Annotated in this window: 14 protein-coding genes and 5 pseudogenes; 6 read left to right on the top strand and 13 right to left on the bottom strand. The window is 68.3% G+C overall.

Features of this window, described 5'->3' with window-relative positions:
- The first annotated feature begins 651 nt into the window (after positions 1-651).
- Positions 652-1,545: an IS5 family transposase gene (locus B7L92_RS00390; RefSeq protein ID WP_255310683.1), complete on the top strand. Its 894-nt coding sequence runs from the start codon at positions 652-654 to the stop codon at positions 1,543-1,545.
- Positions 1,546-1,554: 9 nt separating this feature from the next.
- Here the strand turns inward: B7L92_RS00390 and B7L92_RS00385 are convergent, their stop codons facing one another.
- Positions 1,555-1,917, bottom strand: a complete 363-nt coding sequence (locus tag B7L92_RS00385; protein WP_081235512.1) for a hypothetical protein — start codon at positions 1,915-1,917, stop codon at positions 1,555-1,557.
- 199 nt (positions 1,918-2,116) lie between these two features.
- Between B7L92_RS00385 and B7L92_RS00380 the strand changes: the two are divergent.
- Positions 2,117-3,238: pseudogene (locus tag B7L92_RS00380) on the top strand (IS30 family transposase); the annotation flags it as partial.
- 76 nt (positions 3,239-3,314) lie between these two features.
- Positions 3,315-3,464 (top strand): annotated as a pseudogene (locus tag B7L92_RS00375) (IS5/IS1182 family transposase); the annotation flags it as partial.
- Positions 3,465-3,743: 279 nt separating this feature from the next.
- On the opposite strand, the gene B7L92_RS00370 reads toward B7L92_RS00375, so the two are convergent.
- On the bottom strand, positions 3,744-4,682 hold the full coding sequence (locus B7L92_RS00370) for an MBL fold metallo-hydrolase (protein WP_218030416.1): 939 nt from the start codon (positions 4,680-4,682) through the stop codon (positions 3,744-3,746).
- Between the two features lie 104 nt (positions 4,683-4,786).
- Here B7L92_RS00370 and B7L92_RS00365 point away from each other — a divergent pair, with 104 nt between their 5' ends.
- Positions 4,787-5,725 (top strand): AraC family transcriptional regulator, encoded by a 939-nt coding sequence (locus B7L92_RS00365; protein WP_081235510.1) that lies wholly within the window; start codon positions 4,787-4,789, stop codon positions 5,723-5,725.
- A gap of 104 nt (positions 5,726-5,829) precedes the next feature.
- A pseudogene (locus B7L92_RS00360) lies at positions 5,830-6,832 on the top strand (IS5 family transposase).
- A 19-nt stretch (positions 6,833-6,851) separates the two neighbouring features.
- Here B7L92_RS00360 and dmpG read toward each other — a convergent pair.
- Genes dmpG through B7L92_RS00345 form a run of 3 tightly spaced genes read right to left on the bottom strand, consistent with a single transcriptional unit; the run spans position 6,852 to position 9,652 of the window.
- On the bottom strand, positions 6,852-7,877 hold the full coding sequence (gene dmpG, locus B7L92_RS00355; protein ID WP_081235509.1) for a 4-hydroxy-2-oxovalerate aldolase: 1,026 nt from the start codon (positions 7,875-7,877) through the stop codon (positions 6,852-6,854).
- Positions 7,874-8,836, bottom strand: coding sequence for an acetaldehyde dehydrogenase (acetylating) (locus B7L92_RS00350; protein WP_081235508.1), 963 nt, complete (start codon positions 8,834-8,836; stop codon positions 7,874-7,876). Before B7L92_RS00350 ends, dmpG begins: the two co-directional genes overlap by 4 nt.
- A gap of 9 nt (positions 8,837-8,845) precedes the next feature.
- Positions 8,846-9,652 carry a 2-keto-4-pentenoate hydratase gene (locus tag B7L92_RS00345; protein WP_081235507.1) on the bottom strand — a complete coding sequence of 269 codons (807 nt, stop codon included), beginning with the start codon at positions 9,650-9,652 and terminating at the stop codon, positions 8,846-8,848.
- 69 nt (positions 9,653-9,721) lie between these two features.
- Here B7L92_RS00345 and B7L92_RS00340 point away from each other — a divergent pair, with 69 nt between their 5' ends.
- On the top strand, positions 9,722-10,471 hold the full coding sequence (locus B7L92_RS00340; RefSeq protein ID WP_081235506.1) for an IclR family transcriptional regulator: 750 nt from the start codon (positions 9,722-9,724) through the stop codon (positions 10,469-10,471).
- 15 nt (positions 10,472-10,486) lie between these two features.
- Here B7L92_RS00340 and B7L92_RS41770 read toward each other — a convergent pair.
- From B7L92_RS41770 to B7L92_RS00300, 8 genes and pseudogenes are all read right to left on the bottom strand, one after another.
- Positions 10,487-10,600, bottom strand: a pseudogene (locus tag B7L92_RS41770) (TetR family transcriptional regulator); the annotation flags it as partial.
- Positions 10,597-10,893, bottom strand: a complete 297-nt coding sequence (locus B7L92_RS00330; RefSeq protein WP_081235505.1) for a DMT family transporter — start codon at positions 10,891-10,893, stop codon at positions 10,597-10,599. The gene B7L92_RS00330 and the pseudogene B7L92_RS41770, both read right to left, overlap by 4 nt.
- A 136-nt stretch (positions 10,894-11,029) precedes the next feature.
- Positions 11,030-11,264: pseudogene (locus B7L92_RS00325) on the bottom strand (metal-sulfur cluster assembly factor); the annotation flags it as partial.
- A gap of 5 nt (positions 11,265-11,269) precedes the next feature.
- The gene (locus B7L92_RS00320) at positions 11,270-12,130 is read right to left on the bottom strand and encodes an alpha/beta fold hydrolase (RefSeq protein ID WP_081235504.1); all 861 of its coding nucleotides are present in this window, start codon (positions 12,128-12,130) and stop codon (positions 11,270-11,272) included.
- A gap of 45 nt (positions 12,131-12,175) precedes the next feature.
- On the bottom strand, positions 12,176-13,162 hold the full coding sequence (locus tag B7L92_RS00315; RefSeq protein ID WP_081235503.1) for an acetamidase/formamidase family protein: 987 nt from the start codon (positions 13,160-13,162) through the stop codon (positions 12,176-12,178).
- On the bottom strand, positions 13,159-13,485 hold the full coding sequence (locus B7L92_RS00310) for a hypothetical protein (RefSeq protein ID WP_081235502.1): 327 nt from the start codon (positions 13,483-13,485) through the stop codon (positions 13,159-13,161). The genes B7L92_RS00315 and B7L92_RS00310 overlap by 4 nt, the downstream gene beginning before the upstream one ends.
- Before the next feature lie 14 nt (positions 13,486-13,499).
- Positions 13,500-14,366 carry a DODA-type extradiol aromatic ring-opening family dioxygenase gene (locus tag B7L92_RS00305; protein WP_081235501.1) on the bottom strand — a complete coding sequence of 289 codons (867 nt, stop codon included), beginning with the start codon at positions 14,364-14,366 and terminating at the stop codon, positions 13,500-13,502.
- A 46-nt stretch (positions 14,367-14,412) separates the two neighbouring features.
- Positions 14,413-16,164 (bottom strand): hydantoinase B/oxoprolinase family protein, encoded by a 1,752-nt coding sequence (locus B7L92_RS00300; RefSeq protein ID WP_081235500.1) that lies wholly within the window; start codon positions 16,162-16,164, stop codon positions 14,413-14,415.
- Between the last annotated feature and the right edge of the window lie 4 nt (positions 16,165-16,168).

Genomic DNA, 16,168 nt, shown 5'->3' with positions numbered 1-16,168 from the left:
CCGGGGTGCCTCCCTGAACCTGCACGAACCCGGCGCCGTCCGAGCCCTGCTCGATGCGGCGTCGGCCCGCGGGTGGCAGCCGGAGGGGCGGCGGGTGGTGGAGATCGACGGCTGGTCCCTGCTGGAGGCGGCAGCCGCCGCGGGGCCGCCGGGGCCACCGGCCCCGCGGACCCGAAAGAATGACTTCGTTGGTCCTCGGACCGGCCCCCTCGGGCACCGGTCAAACTCCGTTGAGACTGGTCAAACTCCGTTGAGACGGGACATCTGGGAACGCCTGGGCGCTGAGCACGCGCATTGCGGCGGTCTGCTGCTCCACCGCTTTCGCGATGGCCGGGTCCACCCGGCGCGGCAGTAGCCGTCCGACGCGGTCTTCCGGGTTCGCTCCAACCCGGCGGGTGCGGCCGCTGCTCCGGGGCGATGTTGGCCGGTTCGAGGTTCAGCGCCGTCCCGCGGGGCGATGATCCGCAGCACGCGCACGACCGTGCGGCCGGCAAACTCGTTGGCGGCCGCGATGATACGGGCCTACCCCAGCTGGACCTCCGTTGCGGCGGAGATCCGGCCAACCAGGGCCAACATGCTCTTGGTGGCACGGCGCTAGGCGGTGTCCGATGGGTCGTGTGACGCTCTGGTTAGGAACTCGTTCCATGGGACATGGGGCGGGGGGATCTCTCGGATGAAGAGTGGGCTCGGCTGGAGCCGCACTCGCCGGCGAATCGCGGCCAGGGTGGACGCTGGCAATGCCACCGCCGTGTGATCAACGGGATCTTGTTCCGGCAACGGACCGGCCTCCCCCGGCGGGAGCTGCCGTCCCGCTTCGGCAAGTGGAAGACGGTTCACGACCGCCATCGAAGGTGGTCGGCGGACGGCACGGGGGAGAGGATCCCGCCGGCCGTCCAGGCCGACGCCGATGCCGAAGGCCGGATCGACTGGAGCATGGGCAGCGTCGATTCCACGGCTTGTCGGGCTCATCAGCACGCGGCTGGCGCCTCCACTCGGGCCCACTCGGGCCCCGAAGATTTCCGGTCGGCGAAGGAGACCGGCGCGTCATCGCTCCGACGAGGCCCTGGGACGCTCGCGAGGCGGGCTCACCTGCAGGATCCACCTCGCCGGGGAGGGCGGGCGCCGCCCGCTCGCGTTTGTCATCACGCCCGGCCAGTGGGGGACGCACCGCAGATGATTCCCGTACTGGAGGAGATCCGCGTGCCCCGGCAGGCTGGTGGACGACCGCGCACCCGGCCCGACCACGTCGGGGGAGATAAGGCGTACTCGTCACGCCGCAACCGGCGGCACCTGCCCCGGCGCCAGATCAAGCACACGATCCCCGAGCCGAGAGACCAGCGGGCCAACCGCCAGCGCCGCGGCAGCAAAGGCGGCCGACCCACAGGGTTCGGCAAGACAATCTACCAGCGCCGCAACGAAGTCGAGCGGGCCATCAACCGGCTCAAGACCTTCCGAGCCATCGCCACGCGTTACGACAAGAGGGCCTACGTCTTCCACGGGACGGTCACCGCTGGTGCGATCCGCCTATGGCTCCGCCCGGGGTGAAAGCCCCGCTCAGAGGTCTGTTGCATCCGGACAGTGGCGACGGAGTTCGCTGAGTACGCGCTCGTCGACAGCCCTGACCTCCCACAACGAGCTGTCTGCTTCGATCAGGATGACCACCAGCTCGTCCTTGGCGAACCCACGGGCTTCGGCGTCGATCAACTGGAGGAAGGGGGTCGTCAGCGACAGAAGCGTCAACGTGTCCATGCCGGCATCGGCAGACCGTCTCTCCAACTCGGCACAGCGAGGATCGACGATCTCGTCGAACTCGACGCGCCACGTCAGGTCCAGGCCGAAACTGCCGAGGCGGACCAATAGCTCAGCCAGGGTCACGTAGTGCTTTCCGTGCCAGGCAGGAAACGTGATCCCGTTCATCCGAGCCTCTGCTTCGGCTGTATCGCGTGACAAGCGACCCCCTCCGTCCAGCAGCAAACACTAGGCCACGGCGCCTGACCAGCTCACACGACCCATCGGACAGGCCCTAGTCGGGCATGCGCGCACCGTTCAGGTACGCGCCGGTGGACTCAATCGTTCAACGCAACACCCCAGGTAGAACAGGTGCCGGAGGTGTCGGATGGCGCGGTTGGGGCGTCCGGGCATGTCGGATGCGCAGAAGCGGGAGCTGTGGGACCGCTGGAAGGCAGGCGAGTCGATCAGCGAGATATCCCGGGCACTGGGCCGTCCTCCAGGGTCGATCTTCACGATCCTCAAGTCCAACGGCGGATATGTTCCGCGGGTTCGGCGTCGGCGGTCCTGCCACCTGACGCCGGCTGAGCGCGAGCAGATCTCGCGCGGTCTGGCCCGGGGCGACTCGATGCGGGAGATCGCCCGAACCCTGGGCCGAGCCCCGTCGACCATCAGCAGGAAGATCGCACGGAACAAGGGACCCAGGCACTACCGAGCCGTGGATGCCGAGGACCGGGCCCGGGACCGGGCACGACGCCCCAAGCCATGCCTGCCGGGCGTGAATCAGCAGTTGCGGGAACTGGTGGCAGAGAAGCCGGCAGAGGACTGGGCACCGGAGCAGATCGTCGGCCACCTGGCCAAGACCTACCCGCCCGGCTCGGGGATGCGGATCAGCCACGAGACGATCTACAAGTCCCTGTTCATGCCGGCCCGCGGGGTGCTGGCCAAGGCCCTGCAGAAACATCTGCGGTCCGGCCGCCCGACCCGGCGCAACATCCACAACACCGTCTCGGGCCAGTGGCGTTCGCAGATCAAGGACGCGGTCTTCATTCGCGAGCGGCCGGTCGAGGCCGGCAGCCGCACGGTGCCGGGCCACCGGGAGGGTGACCTGCTTCTGGGCCGCGGCCTGACTCAGATCGCCACGGTCGTCGAACGTTCCACCCGCTTCACGGTCCCGGTCCAGCTCGATGGCCGGGACGCGGCCACCGTTACCGCGCGGCTGTCCGACAAGCTACGCAGCCTGCCCACCACGCTCCGCAAGACCCTGACGTGGGACCGCGGGGTGGAGCTCGCCGGTCACCAGGAGGTGACCGCTGCCACCGGCCTCGACGTGTACTTCGCCGACCCGCGCAGCCCGTGGCAGCGCGGCACGAACGAGAACACCAATCGCCCGCTCCGTCAGTACCTGCCCAAAGGCACCAGCATGGGGCACCTGACCCAGGACGACCTCGACGCCATCGTGCCGAAACTGAATAGCCGCCCTCGCAACACGCCCGGCTTCGATACGCCAGCCGATAGGCTGACGGCCTGTTGCGTTGATGGATTGAGTCCACCGCCGACGGCTCAAGCAGTGGAAGCGACGGCACAACACCACCCACGCCAAGATCCACTGCGTCGGCGAGCAGGCCATGGCCACGCTCAAGGGCTGGCGCCTGCTGCGAAAACTCCGCTGCAGCACCAACCGCATCACCGACATCGTGAAGACTGTTCTCGTTCTTCACCACGCGTCAGCGTGAGGTTGGAAAGCGCTCACTCACCCCCGATCAACGCGCCGCGCTCACCCATCTCGGCATGGAATGGGCCTGACGCCGTCACCGTCCGGCTGCTGAGCCAAATGTTCTGTCGATCAGGCGTCAGAAAGGACAGAGCCGGCGCAGCGTCTTGAGGATGGTGTTCATGGTCGTGCGCTCAGCCCGTGGGCTCCCGGGCTGACGCAGGTGGCGATGGTCGCGCCGTCCGCCGAGGCGTCGAGGGCTTCGGAGGACGGCGGGGCGGTGAGCGGGCGAGGTCACGGCTCACTCGAAGGCGGACGCACTCTTCTTCCGGCTGGTTGTTGCCCATGGGCCGAGGGCGAACCCGTCACTGTCCCGTCGTATTTCCAGGGCCCCTGCGCCACCGAAGTGCGCGGGAACGAGCAACTCCCGTTCGTCGGCCGCCCGCCCGAGAATCCGACGGCGGCTGACCACCGCTTGTTCTGGTGCCAGGCAGGCGCTGCTGTTGCAGCAGGGGTGCAGGATCTGCACCGGACTGTGCAGCAGATCCCCGACGAAGACTGCCCGGTCGCTGCCGGATGCGAGTCGCAGCACCGATGAGCCGGGAGTGTGACCGGGTGCGGACTCCAGGGTGAGGTGTTCGTCGATGCGGTGGAGGCCGTCCCACAGCACGGCCTGTCCGGCCTGGTGGATGGGCGCGATGCTGTCTTCGTAGATCAGGCGGTCGGCCTGCTGCGCGCCATTCCCGTACGCGTTGTCCGGACCGTAGTGGAAGTCGTCGGCGGCCGGAATGAGGTATTGGGCGTTGGGGAACGCCGGTATCCACTGCCCGCCCGCGTCGACGGTGTTCCAGCCGACGTGGTCGACGTGGAGGTGGGTGTTGACGACGACGTCGACATCCTGCGGGCGGACACCGGCCCTCGCCAGGAGGCCGAGGAAATCACTCCGGGAGTGGTGGAACGGTCCCATGCCCGGTCGTTCGCGACCGTTCCCCGCTCCGGTGTCGACCAGGACGGTCCGGCCCGCGCTGCGCAGCACCCAGCTCTGCAAAGCAAGCACCGCCAAGCCGCTGTCCGGCTCCCAGTGGTCCGGTGCCAGCCAGTCCTCGTTGTCCTTCCATACATCGGCGGCAGCTCCCGGGAACATGCCGGAGGTGGGCAGGAACGGTTCGTGCCACTCGACAATCCGGATGACCTCGACGTCCCCCAGCACCATGTTCTGCACGCTCTCGTTCTCGTTCATCACGTGATCGACCTTAAGGGATATCGAACGATCATCCTGATATGCGTTCGGCTCAAGAAAATACGAATGCGTCTCATCCTTCATACGGCGCATATCTTGGACGGATGGATGTGGTGAGCGATGCGATCTCTGCCGTGCACCTCGGGCACCCCTGGTTCCACCGGCTGCGGACAAGCGGGAGCTGGTGCGCGCGACTGGACCCGTACGACGGCGCGGGCTTCTATGTCGTCCTCAAGGGCCACTGCCAGCTACTGACCGACGGCAGCGCCCCCCTGCCCCTCGGCGTGGGTGACGCGGTGCTGCTGCCCCATGGCACAGGCCATGTGATCGCCGATTTCCCGGTCGACGCGGCGGTCGCGAAGAAGAAGGCGGTGCCGTTCGAGCAATGGCTTGTGGAGACGAAGCCGCGGACCCAGCCCGACAACTACGAGACAGAGGTGCTCTGCGGCAAGTACTGGCTGGACTGCAGCCGCATGCACCCGCTCATGGCAGAGCTGCCCGAGGTCGTCCGTCTTCCCAGCCGAGTAGGCAGCCACCTCGAACTCCGTGCCGCCATCGATCTGCTCGCCGGTGAGCTGGACGAGATCCGACCCGGCTCCTGCGCGGCACTCCCGAGCCTGCTCGACCTCCTCCTCGTCTACATGATCCGCGCCTGGATGGCCGAGGCTCCCAGCGGAGCCTGGCCCCGCGCACTGGGCGACCCGGTGGCGGCCGCCGCCCTGCGGGCGCTGCATTCGAACCCGGCCGCGCCGTGGAGCAATGACCGTCTGGCGGCGGAGGCGGGCGTCTCCCGTCCCACCCTGGCGCGCCGGTTCACCACCCTGGTCGGCCGCCCTCCGATGGCGTACCTCACCTGGTGGCGCGTGATCCGCGCTGCCACCCTGCTCCGCGACACCCCGGACACCCTGGCCACCATCGCCGACCGAGTCGGCTACGGCAGCCCGTACGCGCTCTCACACGCCTTTCAACGGGAGTTCGGCACCACACCGGGACGGTATCGGGCGCAGGCCGCGAGACGATCCTCTGACGTCGAAACAAATTGACAGCAGAACCCGGTCAGGCAGTGACGCTTAGGGCGCGTATTGGGTTGTGATCAAACTGCGGGACTTGCTCTCGTGGCGGTGCCCGATCCGGTAGGTCGTTCTGCATGACGCGAGTGCAACTGACAGAGCAGAGTGGGAGTTCATCGAGCCGTACCTGCCAATTGGCGAGTACGGCCCGTATCCCGGGCGGCTGCGGCAACAGTTCGAGGGCGTGATCTGGCGCTTCAGGACGGCGGGGCAGTGGCGGGAGATGCCGGCCGAGTTCGGTGCCTGGTCGACCGTCTCCAACCGCTTCCGGCAGTGGAGGGACGCCGGCGTCTTCGAGGCGCTCCTGGAGGGCCTGATCACGGAAGCCGCGAAGCGGGACGCGGTGGACTTGTCCCTGGTCAGCGTGGACTCCACCACCGCCAGGGCCCACCAGGATGCTGCCGGGACACACCTCCGTGCCGACACGCTCACCGCCCTGGAGAAGGCCGCTGCCGAGGAGGAGAAGGCCCGGCAAAGGGGGGCGGGCCGGAGGAACAAGTCGGGCGGGACGCCGGAGACGACCCGGCACGAGAGGAACGGCGACGCGTCCGGCGCCGTCGCGGACTCCGGCTGAAGGCCGCCCTGCTCGGACGCTCGAGGGGCGGTCTGACCGGCAAGGTCCACCTGGCCGCCGACCGCTGGTGCCGCCCGTTGGCGTTTGTCCTGACCGCGGGGCAGGCCGCGGACAGCCCGCAGTTCATCCCCGTGCCGAGGAGGATACGGGTCCGGGGACCCGTCGGCCGTCCTCGGACCCGACCGGACGCGGTCGCCGGGGACAAGGCCTACTCGTCCCGCGGCAACCGCGTCCACCTGCGGAAACGCGGTATCAAGGCGGTCATCCCGGAGAAGAGGGACCAGACCGCGAACCGGACGAAGAAGGGCAGCAAGGGTGGTCGGCCTGTCAGCCACGACGCCGGCCTCTACAAGGAACGGAACACCGTCGAACGGCTGATCAACAAGCTCAAGGCCTGGCGAGGCATCGCCACCCGGTACGACAAGACCCCGGACAGCTACCTCGCCGGTCTCCACCTCCGGGCCTCCATGATCTGGATCAAAGACCTCACCCGGGCCACCTCTTGATCGCAACCCGATACGCGCCCTAGAGCGAGAGCACTTGCCGGCCGGGCGCGAGGTTGAGGGCGATGTCGATGATCATGTCCTCCTGTCCGCCGACCAGGCGGCGCCGACCGCACTCCATCAGGATGTCGCGCACGTCGACGCCGTACCGCTGCGAGGCGACCTCCGCGTGCCGCAGGAAGCTGGAATAGACGCCCCCGTAGCCCAGTGTGAGGGTCTCGCGGTCGACCCGGACCGGTCGGTCCTGCAGTGGCCGGACGATGTCGTCCGCGGCGTCCTGCAGCTTGAACAGGTCGCAGTTGTGCTTGAAGCCCGACAGGTTCGCAACCGCGATGAACGCCTCGATGGGGCAGTTCCCCGCGCCCGCACCGTGTCCGGCGAGCGAGGCGTCGACGCGGCGGACGCCGTTCTCGACCGCGACCACCGAGTTGGCGACGGACAGCGAGAGGTTCTCGTGGGCGTGGATGCCGATCTCGGTGGCCGGGTCGAGGACGTCGCGGTAGGCGCGCACCCGGGCGGCGACGTCGTTCATCGTCAGCCGGCCGCCGGAGTCGGTGACGTAGACGCAGTGGGCTCCGTAGGACTCCATCAGCTTGGCCTGCTGGGCGAGTTGTTCGGGCTCGGCCATGTGGGAGAGCATCAGGAAGCCGGAGACGTCCATGCCCAGCTCCCGGGCCGCGGCGATGTGCTGGGCGGAGATGTCGGCCTCGGTGCAGTGTGTGGCCACGCGCACCGAGCGGACACCGAGGTCGTAGGCGTGCTTGAGCTCGTCGATGGTGCCCACGCCCGGCAGCAGCAGGGTGGTGAGGCGGGCGTTCTTGATGACCGAGGCGGCGGCCTCGATCCACTCCCAGTCGGTGTGGGAGCCAGGGCCGTAGTTGACCGAGCCGCCGGCGAGGCCGTCGCCGTGGGCAACCTCGATCGCGTCGACGCCGGCCTCCTCCAGCGCCACGACGATGCGCTTGACGTCGTCGGGCGTGATGCGGTGCCGGACGGCGTGCATCCCGTCGCGGAGGGTGACGTCCTGCACGAAGATCGGGGTGCTCACTTCGAGGTCTCCTTCGCGGCAGCGATCTTCTCGGCCATCTGGACCGCGGCCGAGGTCATGATGTCGAGGTTTCCGGCGTACGCCGGGAGGTACATGCCCGCGCCCTCGACCTTGAGGAAGACCGACACCTGGTGGGTCGGTCGCGTGTCCGGTCCGTCGATCAGCAGCGTCTCGATCGGCTGATCGGCCGAAATCTCGCTGATCTGGACCTCCTGGACCATCTGGTAACCCGGGACGTACGCGGCGACCTCGGCCACCATCTTCCGGATCGACTCGGTGATCTGCGCCTTCGCGGTCTCGCCGTCCTCCCCCTCGGGCAGGGTGACCAGCGCGAAGACGGTGTCACGCATCATCAGCGGCGGTTCGGCCGGGTTGAGGATGATGATCGCCTTGCCCCGCTGGGCGCCGCCGACCTCCACGATCGCCGCGGAGGTCGTCTCGGTGAACTCGTCGATGTTCGCCCGCGTACCGGGGCCGGCCGATTTGGAGGCGATCGAGGCGACGATCTCGCCGTACGCCACCGGGGCGACCCGGCTGATCGCGGCCATGATCGGGATCGTGGCCTGGCCGCCGCAGGTGACCATGTTGACGTTGGGTGCGTCGAGGTGCTCGTCGAGGTTGACCGCCGGGATGACGTACGGCCCGATCGCGGCCGGCGTCAGGTCGATCATCCGGATGTCGAGCGGGCGCAGCTTCTCGTCGTTGTATTTGTGCGCACTGGCCGAGGTGGCGTCGAAGACGATGCCGATCTCGTCGATCTGCGGCGACTTCAGCAGCCCGTCCACGCCCTCGGCGGTGGTCTCGAACCCGAAGCGCCTCGCGCGGGCCAGGCCGTCGGAGGCCGGGTCGATGCCGACCATGACCCCCATCTCGAGATGGCGCGCAGTGCGCATGATCTTGATCATCAAGTCGGTGCCGATGTTGCCCGACCCGATGACGGCGACCTTCGTCTTGCCCATCGTCACTCCTTATTCGGAGAAGGTGACCGACACCGTGCCGAGGCCGGTGACAGTGGTCTGGACGGCGTTGCCCGGCGTCACCGGGCGCATCGGGCCGAGCGCGCCGGAGAGGATGACCTGGCCGGCGCGCAGTGGCGCGCCCAGTTCGCGGGCCTGGCGGGCGAGCCAAACGACGGCGTTGACCGGGTCGCCGAGGCAGGCGGCGCCGCTGCCGGTGGAGACGGTCTCGCCGTCGATCGCCATCGTCATCTCGGCCGCGACGGGGTCGAACTCCTTGAGCGACACCCGCTGCGTGCCGAGCACGTAGCCGCCGGCGGAGGCGTTGTCGGCGACCGTGTCACCGAAGCTGATGTCCCAGTCGGCCACGCGGCTGCCGCAGATCTCGATCGCGGCCACGGCGTAGTCGATGGCCTCGCGCACCCGGGCGTCGTCGAGCGGCCCCTCGGCCAGGTCGGCCTTGAGCACGAAGGCGATCTCGGCCTCGACCCGCGGCTGGAGGATCGCGCCAGCCGGCACGACCGCGCCGTCGGCGTATTCCATGTCGTCGAAGAGGATGCCGAAGTCGGGCTGGTCGACGCCGAGCTGCTCCTGTACGGCCACGGAGGTGAGGCCGATCTTCCGGCCGACGACCGTGGCACCGGCCTCGATCCGCTCGGCGGTGAGCTGCAGTTGCACGGCGTACGCCGCCTGGACGTCGTCGGGGCCGATCAGGTCGCGCACGGGCGCGGCAGGGATGCCAGTGGCCGCGGCCTCACGGAGCCGGGCCGCGGCGGCGGCGATGCTGTCGGTGCCGACAGCGGGCTGGGTCTCGGGCATGGTGCCCAATCTGCGGCATGGTCGAAGCGAACTCCACGTCGGCGTTCCACTCAGCGGTACGCTCTTCGTATGGAGGACCGCAACACCGTCCTGGGCAAGGCATTGGCGATCCTGCGCGCGTTCGGCCCGGCGGACTCAGTGCTGCCGCTCGCCGAGCTGGTCCGGCGTACCGATCTGCCCAAGGGCACGGTCCACCGCGTGGCCGGAGACCTGGTCCACCACCGGCTGCTCGACAAGACCGCCCACGGCTACCAGCTCTCCGGCGGTCTCTTCGAGCTGGGCCTGCGTGCGGCCACCGAGCGCACACTGCTGGAGCTGGCGATGCCGTTCCTGCAGGATCTGTACGAGCGCACCCACGAGACGGTGCACCTCGGCGTGCGCGAGGGCCACGAGGTCGTCTACATCGCGAAGATCGGTGGACACCGCCAGGCCAAGGCGCCGTCGCGCACCGGCGGGCGTATGCCGATGCACTGCACTGCGATCGGCAAGGTGCTGCTGGCCCATGCCGGAGAAGACGAGCAGACCGCTGTACTGACCGGCCCTCTCGAGCGCCGAACGCCCCATACCGTCATCGCGCCAGGCCTTCTGCGCAGACAGCTCTCGAAGGCGGTCGAAACCGGTGTCGCCTACGAGCGGGAGGAGTCGACGCCCGGGCTGCTCTGTGTGGCCGCGCCGGTCCTCAAGCCCGACGGGCACACGGTGGTGGCCGCCATCAGTGTGACCGGCCCTGTCGGACGCTTCCGCCCCGAATCCCACGAAACCGCCGTGCGTGCCGCGGCAACAGCGCTGGGCTCCACGCTCGCGCGCCGAGGCCGCTGACACTGCCGTGCCCCTCTCCGCCGCGGCCGAGCGGTGGCTCAGCCCGGCGATGCCCTTGCGGCCCACCACACGGATGGCCGCGTCGATGATGCGCTGCCGCCGCTCAGGGTCGTAGCGGCGGGCCATCAGTGGGCTCCGCCCAGGTCCAGCACGATCCCGCTGACCTTGGCCAGGTTCCGCCCCTCCCCGAACAGCACCAGGCCGATCGCCGCGACGGCCGCCGTTCCGATCCCGGCCCAGGTGGCGTAAGCGGTGCCGGTGGACATGCTCTTGAGGGTCTGGGCGAGCAGCGCGAAGGACACCACGTATCCGAGGAGGGGCACCAGCGACGGTCCGAGCCTGTTGAAGCCGTCGCTGTACTTCATGGTGGTCGTGGCGGCTACTTCGGCGGTGATGGCACCCGCGAGCATCACGTATCCCATGGCGGGAGCCTGGCGAGCGTTGTATACGGCCGTACATATTGGGGGAACGATTTGACACGCACCGCCGGGGACACACGGAGACGGCGAGATCCGTACGGATCTCGCCGTCTCCGTGTCGCTGTCCCATACGTTGATCTCAGACGTTGAACGCGAGCGCCCGCAGCTGCTCGCGGCCGTCGTCCGTGATCTTGTCGGGGCCCCACGGCGGCATCCGGACCCAGTTGATGCGCAGCTCGCTGACGAGGCCCTCCGTGGCGGACTTGGCCTGGTCCTCGATGACGTTCGTGAGCGGGCAGGCCGCCGACGTCAGGGTCGTTCGACTCGTCGATGCGTATGTCGTGGATCAGGCCCGGGTCGACGACGTCGATGCCCGCGATCAGCGGCCCGCGTGCCTACGGAGGTATTGGCCGACCACCTCGTTGAACTCCTCGGCGCGTTCGACCTGGGACCAGTGGCCGCACTGGCTGAAGAGGTGTGCGTCGGCGTTCGGGATGGTGTTCAGAAGTTCCCACGTCCGCGAGACCGGGATGACCACGTCCTGCATCCCGTGGATCAGCAGCACGGGTATGTCCAGTTTCGAGAGTGCGTCGAGGTCGAGCGGCAGCACGTCCCGGTCGCGGTCGCGGGCTGCCACGACCTCTTTCAGCCGGCTCGACGCGCTGTCGTTCAGGGCTGCCTGATAGCGCAGGTTGACCAGTTCATCGGTGACCAGGTCCCTGTCCACGACGAACTGCTCCAGGGTGCGGCGGATGCCGGCCGGCGACAGTTCGGGCTTGGCATGGCCCGCCAGTGCTGCGGTCTTCTTCGCGCCTCCGGTGCCCATCGAGACGATGCCCAGGAGACGCTCGGGGGCGTCGATGGCGAGCTGCAGGGCGATCCAGCCGCCGATCGAGTTGCCGATGATCCAGGTCTTGTCGATGCCCAATGCGTCGAGGACGCGCAGCGCATGCCGGCCCCACTCCCGGATCCCGTATTCGGTGCCCGGCGCCACGACGGTCTGGCCGTAGCCGATGGAGTCGACGGCGACGCAGCGCCCCTGCTCCGCGAGGCGAGGCAGATTCAGCCACCAGTTGGCGGCGGCGGTGACACCGGTCCCCGAGCCGTGCAGGAAGAGGATCGGGGTCCCTTCGCCGAGTTCGTGGTAGTGGGTGAGCTCGCCGTCACCGGTGGGCAACCACTTGTCTTCGAGGCCGAAGAAGGCGGCGGTTCGATACTCGGGGATCTCGATGGTGGTCATCGGCATTCCTTTCACTGTGCTGTCCTGCAACGGCCGAGGCGCCGGTCACGGCCGGCGGGTGAGCTTCTCGATGACGGCGTGAACGCCCACGACGCCGTTCACCATCTGGGTCACGCGGACATCCGCAGCGATGGAGCAGAGGCTGTAGGCCTCTTCTGGGTCGAGGCCTTCCTCGACCAGCCAGTTCACCAGGTCGTCCACCGCGTCATGGGCGGCGTCCTCGAGGGTCTTCCCGAAACCGGTGGAGACGAAATGAGTCTCGGTTTCGGCCCGGGGGGTACGCAGCCGCACTCCCTGTTCCACCGTGAACCGCAACCGGACATGGTCCATGCCGGTTTCGATGGCGGTCTGGTTCACTTCGCCGTCCCCTTGGACCGCGTGGCCGTCACCGCAGTAGAAGCCGGCACCGTCCCGGAAGACGGGCAGTCTGAGACGGGAGCCGACGACGAGTGCGGAGAGGTCCATGTTGCCGCCGAAGCAGCCGGGTTCCACCGTGCTCCGCGGACCGTCCTCGGCCGGCGCCACTCCCATGATGCCCAGGAACGGTTTGAGGGGCACGCGCACCTTGCCACCGAGGGTGGTGGTCATGGAGCTGCGGTCCAGGTCGAAGTGGCGGATCGTTCCTGCGGGGAACCGGTCGCGGAGGACGCCCCGGCCACGGGGCTGGGCCACCACCAGGTTGAACCCGTGTGCTGCGGGCGTGAGCGCCAGCACGTCCACCACCAAGGTGTCGCCGGGACGCGCTCCGCGCACATGGATGGGGCCGGTGAGGGAGTGGGGCCCGAGAGCGTCCGGGAAGGCCGCTCGGAGGGCCGGGAAGTCCTCCATGACGGTGTCCGGTGTCACCTTGTCGCCCCAATGCCCCCAGGTCGACAGGGTGACCTCGTCGCCGGGGTCGATCGTGAGCACCGGCGGCGCGGCCGGATCGATCACCCCGACTCGAACGGTGTCCGGTCCGGCAGGGAGCTCGTGGACGCGGTGCCCCGGCCCCGGCGAGTCGGCCGGGGCCGGGCAGGTGGTCTCCTGCGTCACGCTTCGCTCGCTTCACCGTGGCCCGGAGCCGGTTCCCGACGGATCGAGGCCAGCAGATGCTGGACAGCGCTGGTGGCGCCGGACTTGTTGTTGGCGAAGAGGATCCGGGCGAACTGTGCCCCGAGGTAGGGGTGGAACCCCAGGTCGTAGAGGGTACGGAAGTCCCGTTCCTCGATGGCGGTGCGTTCGGCCGGGGTCAGCTCGTAGCGGTCGAGCACGGCCGACTCGTCCTCCTCGAACTCCTGGCGCAGGTCGGCGTTCCACTTGAGGTCCTGCACCAGATCGTGGGAGACCAGGGCTCGGTTGATGCCTTCCAGACTCATGGTGAGCTCTCCTCTCAGCGTCCGGCGGGCGCCGACGTCATGTCCCAGCTGACGGCACCGATGCCACAGCGCCACTTGTCCCAGGCGGTGTACCCGAGCACATTGCAGTGCCGCTCGCCGATCGCTCCCATGACGAGGATCCAGCTCAGCAGCTCTCCGGTACCGCCGCTGCCGGCCTCCTCCAGCCGCTGCAGGGTGACCTCGGCCAAGACCTTGTCGTGGTCGCCGTTCGCGAGCAGGCCGAGGAACCAGTTGTCGAAGTCCTCATCGATCCAGAAGTCCCGGACACCTCCGGGCTCGTGGCTCATGCCGCCGGTGGCGAAGAGGCCGACGCGCAGGTCGGACGGCAGGTCGTTCTCGATGAGATCGGCCAGCTGCCGGCCGATCTCATAGCAGCGGTGCTGATCGGGGAAGGGGGGAACCGTGACGTTCTGGAGGATGGGGATGATCGGAACGCCGCTGGCTTCGATCTCGGTCTTGACCACCGGAACAGAAATGTTGTCGTCGAAGTTGAGATTCTCACGGGTCGCGGAGACGCGCACGCCCCGCTGGCTCAGACCATTGAGGATCTTTTCGGCGATATCTGGGCGGCCCGGGATCGCGTATTCGTCGCACGCCAGCCAGTCCTTGAAGAATTCGGCCGGGCCGCGGTGCTCGGGTGCCATACCGACGATGAAATCCGGGTATTCCCGGATGCGATTGTTCGCCATGTGGTCGTTGGCCACCATGATGATCACATCGAGATCGGCCTCACGGATCTGTCGTGCCAACGAACCGTAGGCGGAGCTGACTACCTGTTGTGACTCTCGGGGCGCCTGATCGAACATGCCGATCAGGCCCGGAGCGTGGCTCGCGGCCACGGCGAGGCTGATGTTGGCCATGGTGAGGTTTCCTTCGTTGCTCGAAAGCGGGATGGGGGCGCGGTGGTCAGCCCGCGGCGCGCAGTTTCCGGGTCTCGTCCTGACGGACTTCCAGGGTGTCGGGGTCGATGTCGACGCCGTAGACGGTGCGGGCGGCGTCGATCGAGACCACGCCGTCCCGGACGTCGCGCACCACCAGCTCGACGGGGCGGAGATGCGGATCGCCGAACCCGCCGCCACCGCTCGAGATGACCTCGAAGACATCGCCCTTGTTGAGCGTGTAGAACGAGTTGGACTCGATCTCGACGGGGTCGGCGCCGGCGCGGGTCAGGGTCAGGCTCTGGACGATGCCGGGCTCGCCACCGAGCAGGCCCACGGGCGCGGTCTCGGGCATGAAGCCGCTGCCGTAGGTGGCGCAGGCGATGTCGTCGGCCAGTACCCGCCACCGGTAACGCACGCCGAGACCGCCACGCCACTGGCCGCCCCCCGCGCTGTCGGGGAGGTACTCGAGCTCCTCCAGCAGGTACGGCGTGTCCAGCTCATGCAGTTCGGGGTCCGGAGCGCGCAGTCCGCCCAGGGTGTTCGAGGGGGAGAGGTGGTCCCAGCCGTCGAAGCCCTCGGTGGCACCGCTGCCGCCCTTGCCCAGGAAGTGGAGGTCGCCGAAGTGACGCCCGGTGCGGGGATTCATCCCCATCGTGGCAGGCGTGCACCAGCGGGCCCAGCCGGCGTGGGCGCGGCTGGGAATGGCCTGGGAGAGAGCCACCCAGACCGCTGAGGCGATGGCCTCACAGGTCGGGACGGTACACGCGGCGACGGGCGCCGGGTCATGGGGATTGGTGATGGAGCCGGCGGGGGCAACGACGTCGATCGGTTCGATGGCGCCGGCGTTGTAGCGAATGTCCGGGTCGATGCAGCCGAACAGGGCCAGATGGGCCGAGGAGACGGTGTTGGCGATCGTGCTGTTGATGAAGCCCTTGGCCTGCTCGTCGCTCTCACTGAAGTCGAAGGTGAGGTTCTCGCCGTCGACCCTGATCGTCAGGGCGATCCGGTAGGACCGGTCCTTGTCGATGCCGTCATTGTCGAGCAGCGCTTCGGCGCTGTACTCGCCGTCGGGGATTTCAGCTATTTCAGCGCGGACCTGGCGTGCGCTCGCCTGCAGCAGCTCATCGGTGGCGTCGCTGATGGTCTGCGGTCCGTACTTCTCCAGGAGCGCTTTGAGGCGCCGTTCGCCGATCGCAGTGGCGCCGATCTGGCAGTTCAGCACGCTCTCCACCAGGGCACGCATCCGCACGTTGGAGAGGAGGAGCTCCCAGGTGTCACGCCGCAGCTCGCCCTTCTCGACGACACGGACCGGGGGGATCCGGATGCCCTCCTCCAGGACATCCCGGGCTCCGGGGTTGAACCCGACGACACCGCCGCCACCGACGTCGACATTGTGCCCCTTGGTCGTCGCCCAGAAGACGAGCTCACCGTTCCAGAAGACCGGCCGGGCAATGGTGATGTCGGGCAGATGCGAGCCGCCGTTGAACGGATCGTTGTGAATGAAGATGTCGCCGTCGTTCACGTCATCACCGAAGAACTCCGCGATGGCGCGCAGGGCGAACGGCGTCGCCCCACCGATGACGGGAATGTAGTGGGTCTGGGCGAGCAGCCGGCAGTCTGCGCTGAAGATGGAGGTCGCGAAGTCGCGGGCTTCCACGAAGATCGGCGAGCGCGACGTGCGCAGCATGGTTTCGCCCATCTCGCTGGTGATGCCGTCCAGGGCGCTGCCGATCACGGCCACGAGAATGGGGTTGGACGTGGGTCGCGTCTGTGTCATCTGA

Origin of the sequence: Streptomyces viridosporus, assembly GCF_002078235.1 — a bacterium.
Taxonomy (GTDB): Bacteria; Actinomycetota; Actinomycetes; order Streptomycetales; family Streptomycetaceae; genus Streptomyces; species Streptomyces viridosporus.
This window is presented reverse-complemented; position numbering and strand designations above follow the sequence as displayed.

Coding starts and splice junctions, on each gene's coding strand:
- B7L92_RS00390 (WP_255310683.1), top strand. CDS start 652: ATGGGGCGGGGGGATCTCTCGGATGAAGAGTGGGCTCGGCTGGAGCCG.
- B7L92_RS00385 (WP_081235512.1), bottom strand. CDS start 1,917: ATGAACGGGATCACGTTTCCTGCCTGGCACGGAAAGCACTACGTGACC.
- B7L92_RS00370 (WP_218030416.1), bottom strand. CDS start 4,682: ATGAACGAGAACGAGAGCGTGCAGAACATGGTGCTGGGGGACGTCGAG.
- B7L92_RS00365 (WP_081235510.1), top strand. CDS start 4,787: ATGGATGTGGTGAGCGATGCGATCTCTGCCGTGCACCTCGGGCACCCC.
- B7L92_RS00350 (WP_081235508.1), bottom strand. CDS start 8,836: ATGGGCAAGACGAAGGTCGCCGTCATCGGGTCGGGCAACATCGGCACC.
- B7L92_RS00345 (WP_081235507.1), bottom strand. CDS start 9,652: ATGCCCGAGACCCAGCCCGCTGTCGGCACCGACAGCATCGCCGCCGCC.
- B7L92_RS00340 (WP_081235506.1), top strand. CDS start 9,722: ATGGAGGACCGCAACACCGTCCTGGGCAAGGCATTGGCGATCCTGCGC.
- B7L92_RS00330 (WP_081235505.1), bottom strand. CDS start 10,893: ATGGGATACGTGATGCTCGCGGGTGCCATCACCGCCGAAGTAGCCGCC.
- B7L92_RS00320 (WP_081235504.1), bottom strand. CDS start 12,130: ATGACCACCATCGAGATCCCCGAGTATCGAACCGCCGCCTTCTTCGGC.
- B7L92_RS00310 (WP_081235502.1), bottom strand. CDS start 13,485: ATGAGTCTGGAAGGCATCAACCGAGCCCTGGTCTCCCACGATCTGGTG.
- B7L92_RS00305 (WP_081235501.1), bottom strand. CDS start 14,366: ATGGCCAACATCAGCCTCGCCGTGGCCGCGAGCCACGCTCCGGGCCTG.
- B7L92_RS00300 (WP_081235500.1), bottom strand. CDS start 16,164: ATGACACAGACGCGACCCACGTCCAACCCCATTCTCGTGGCCGTGATC.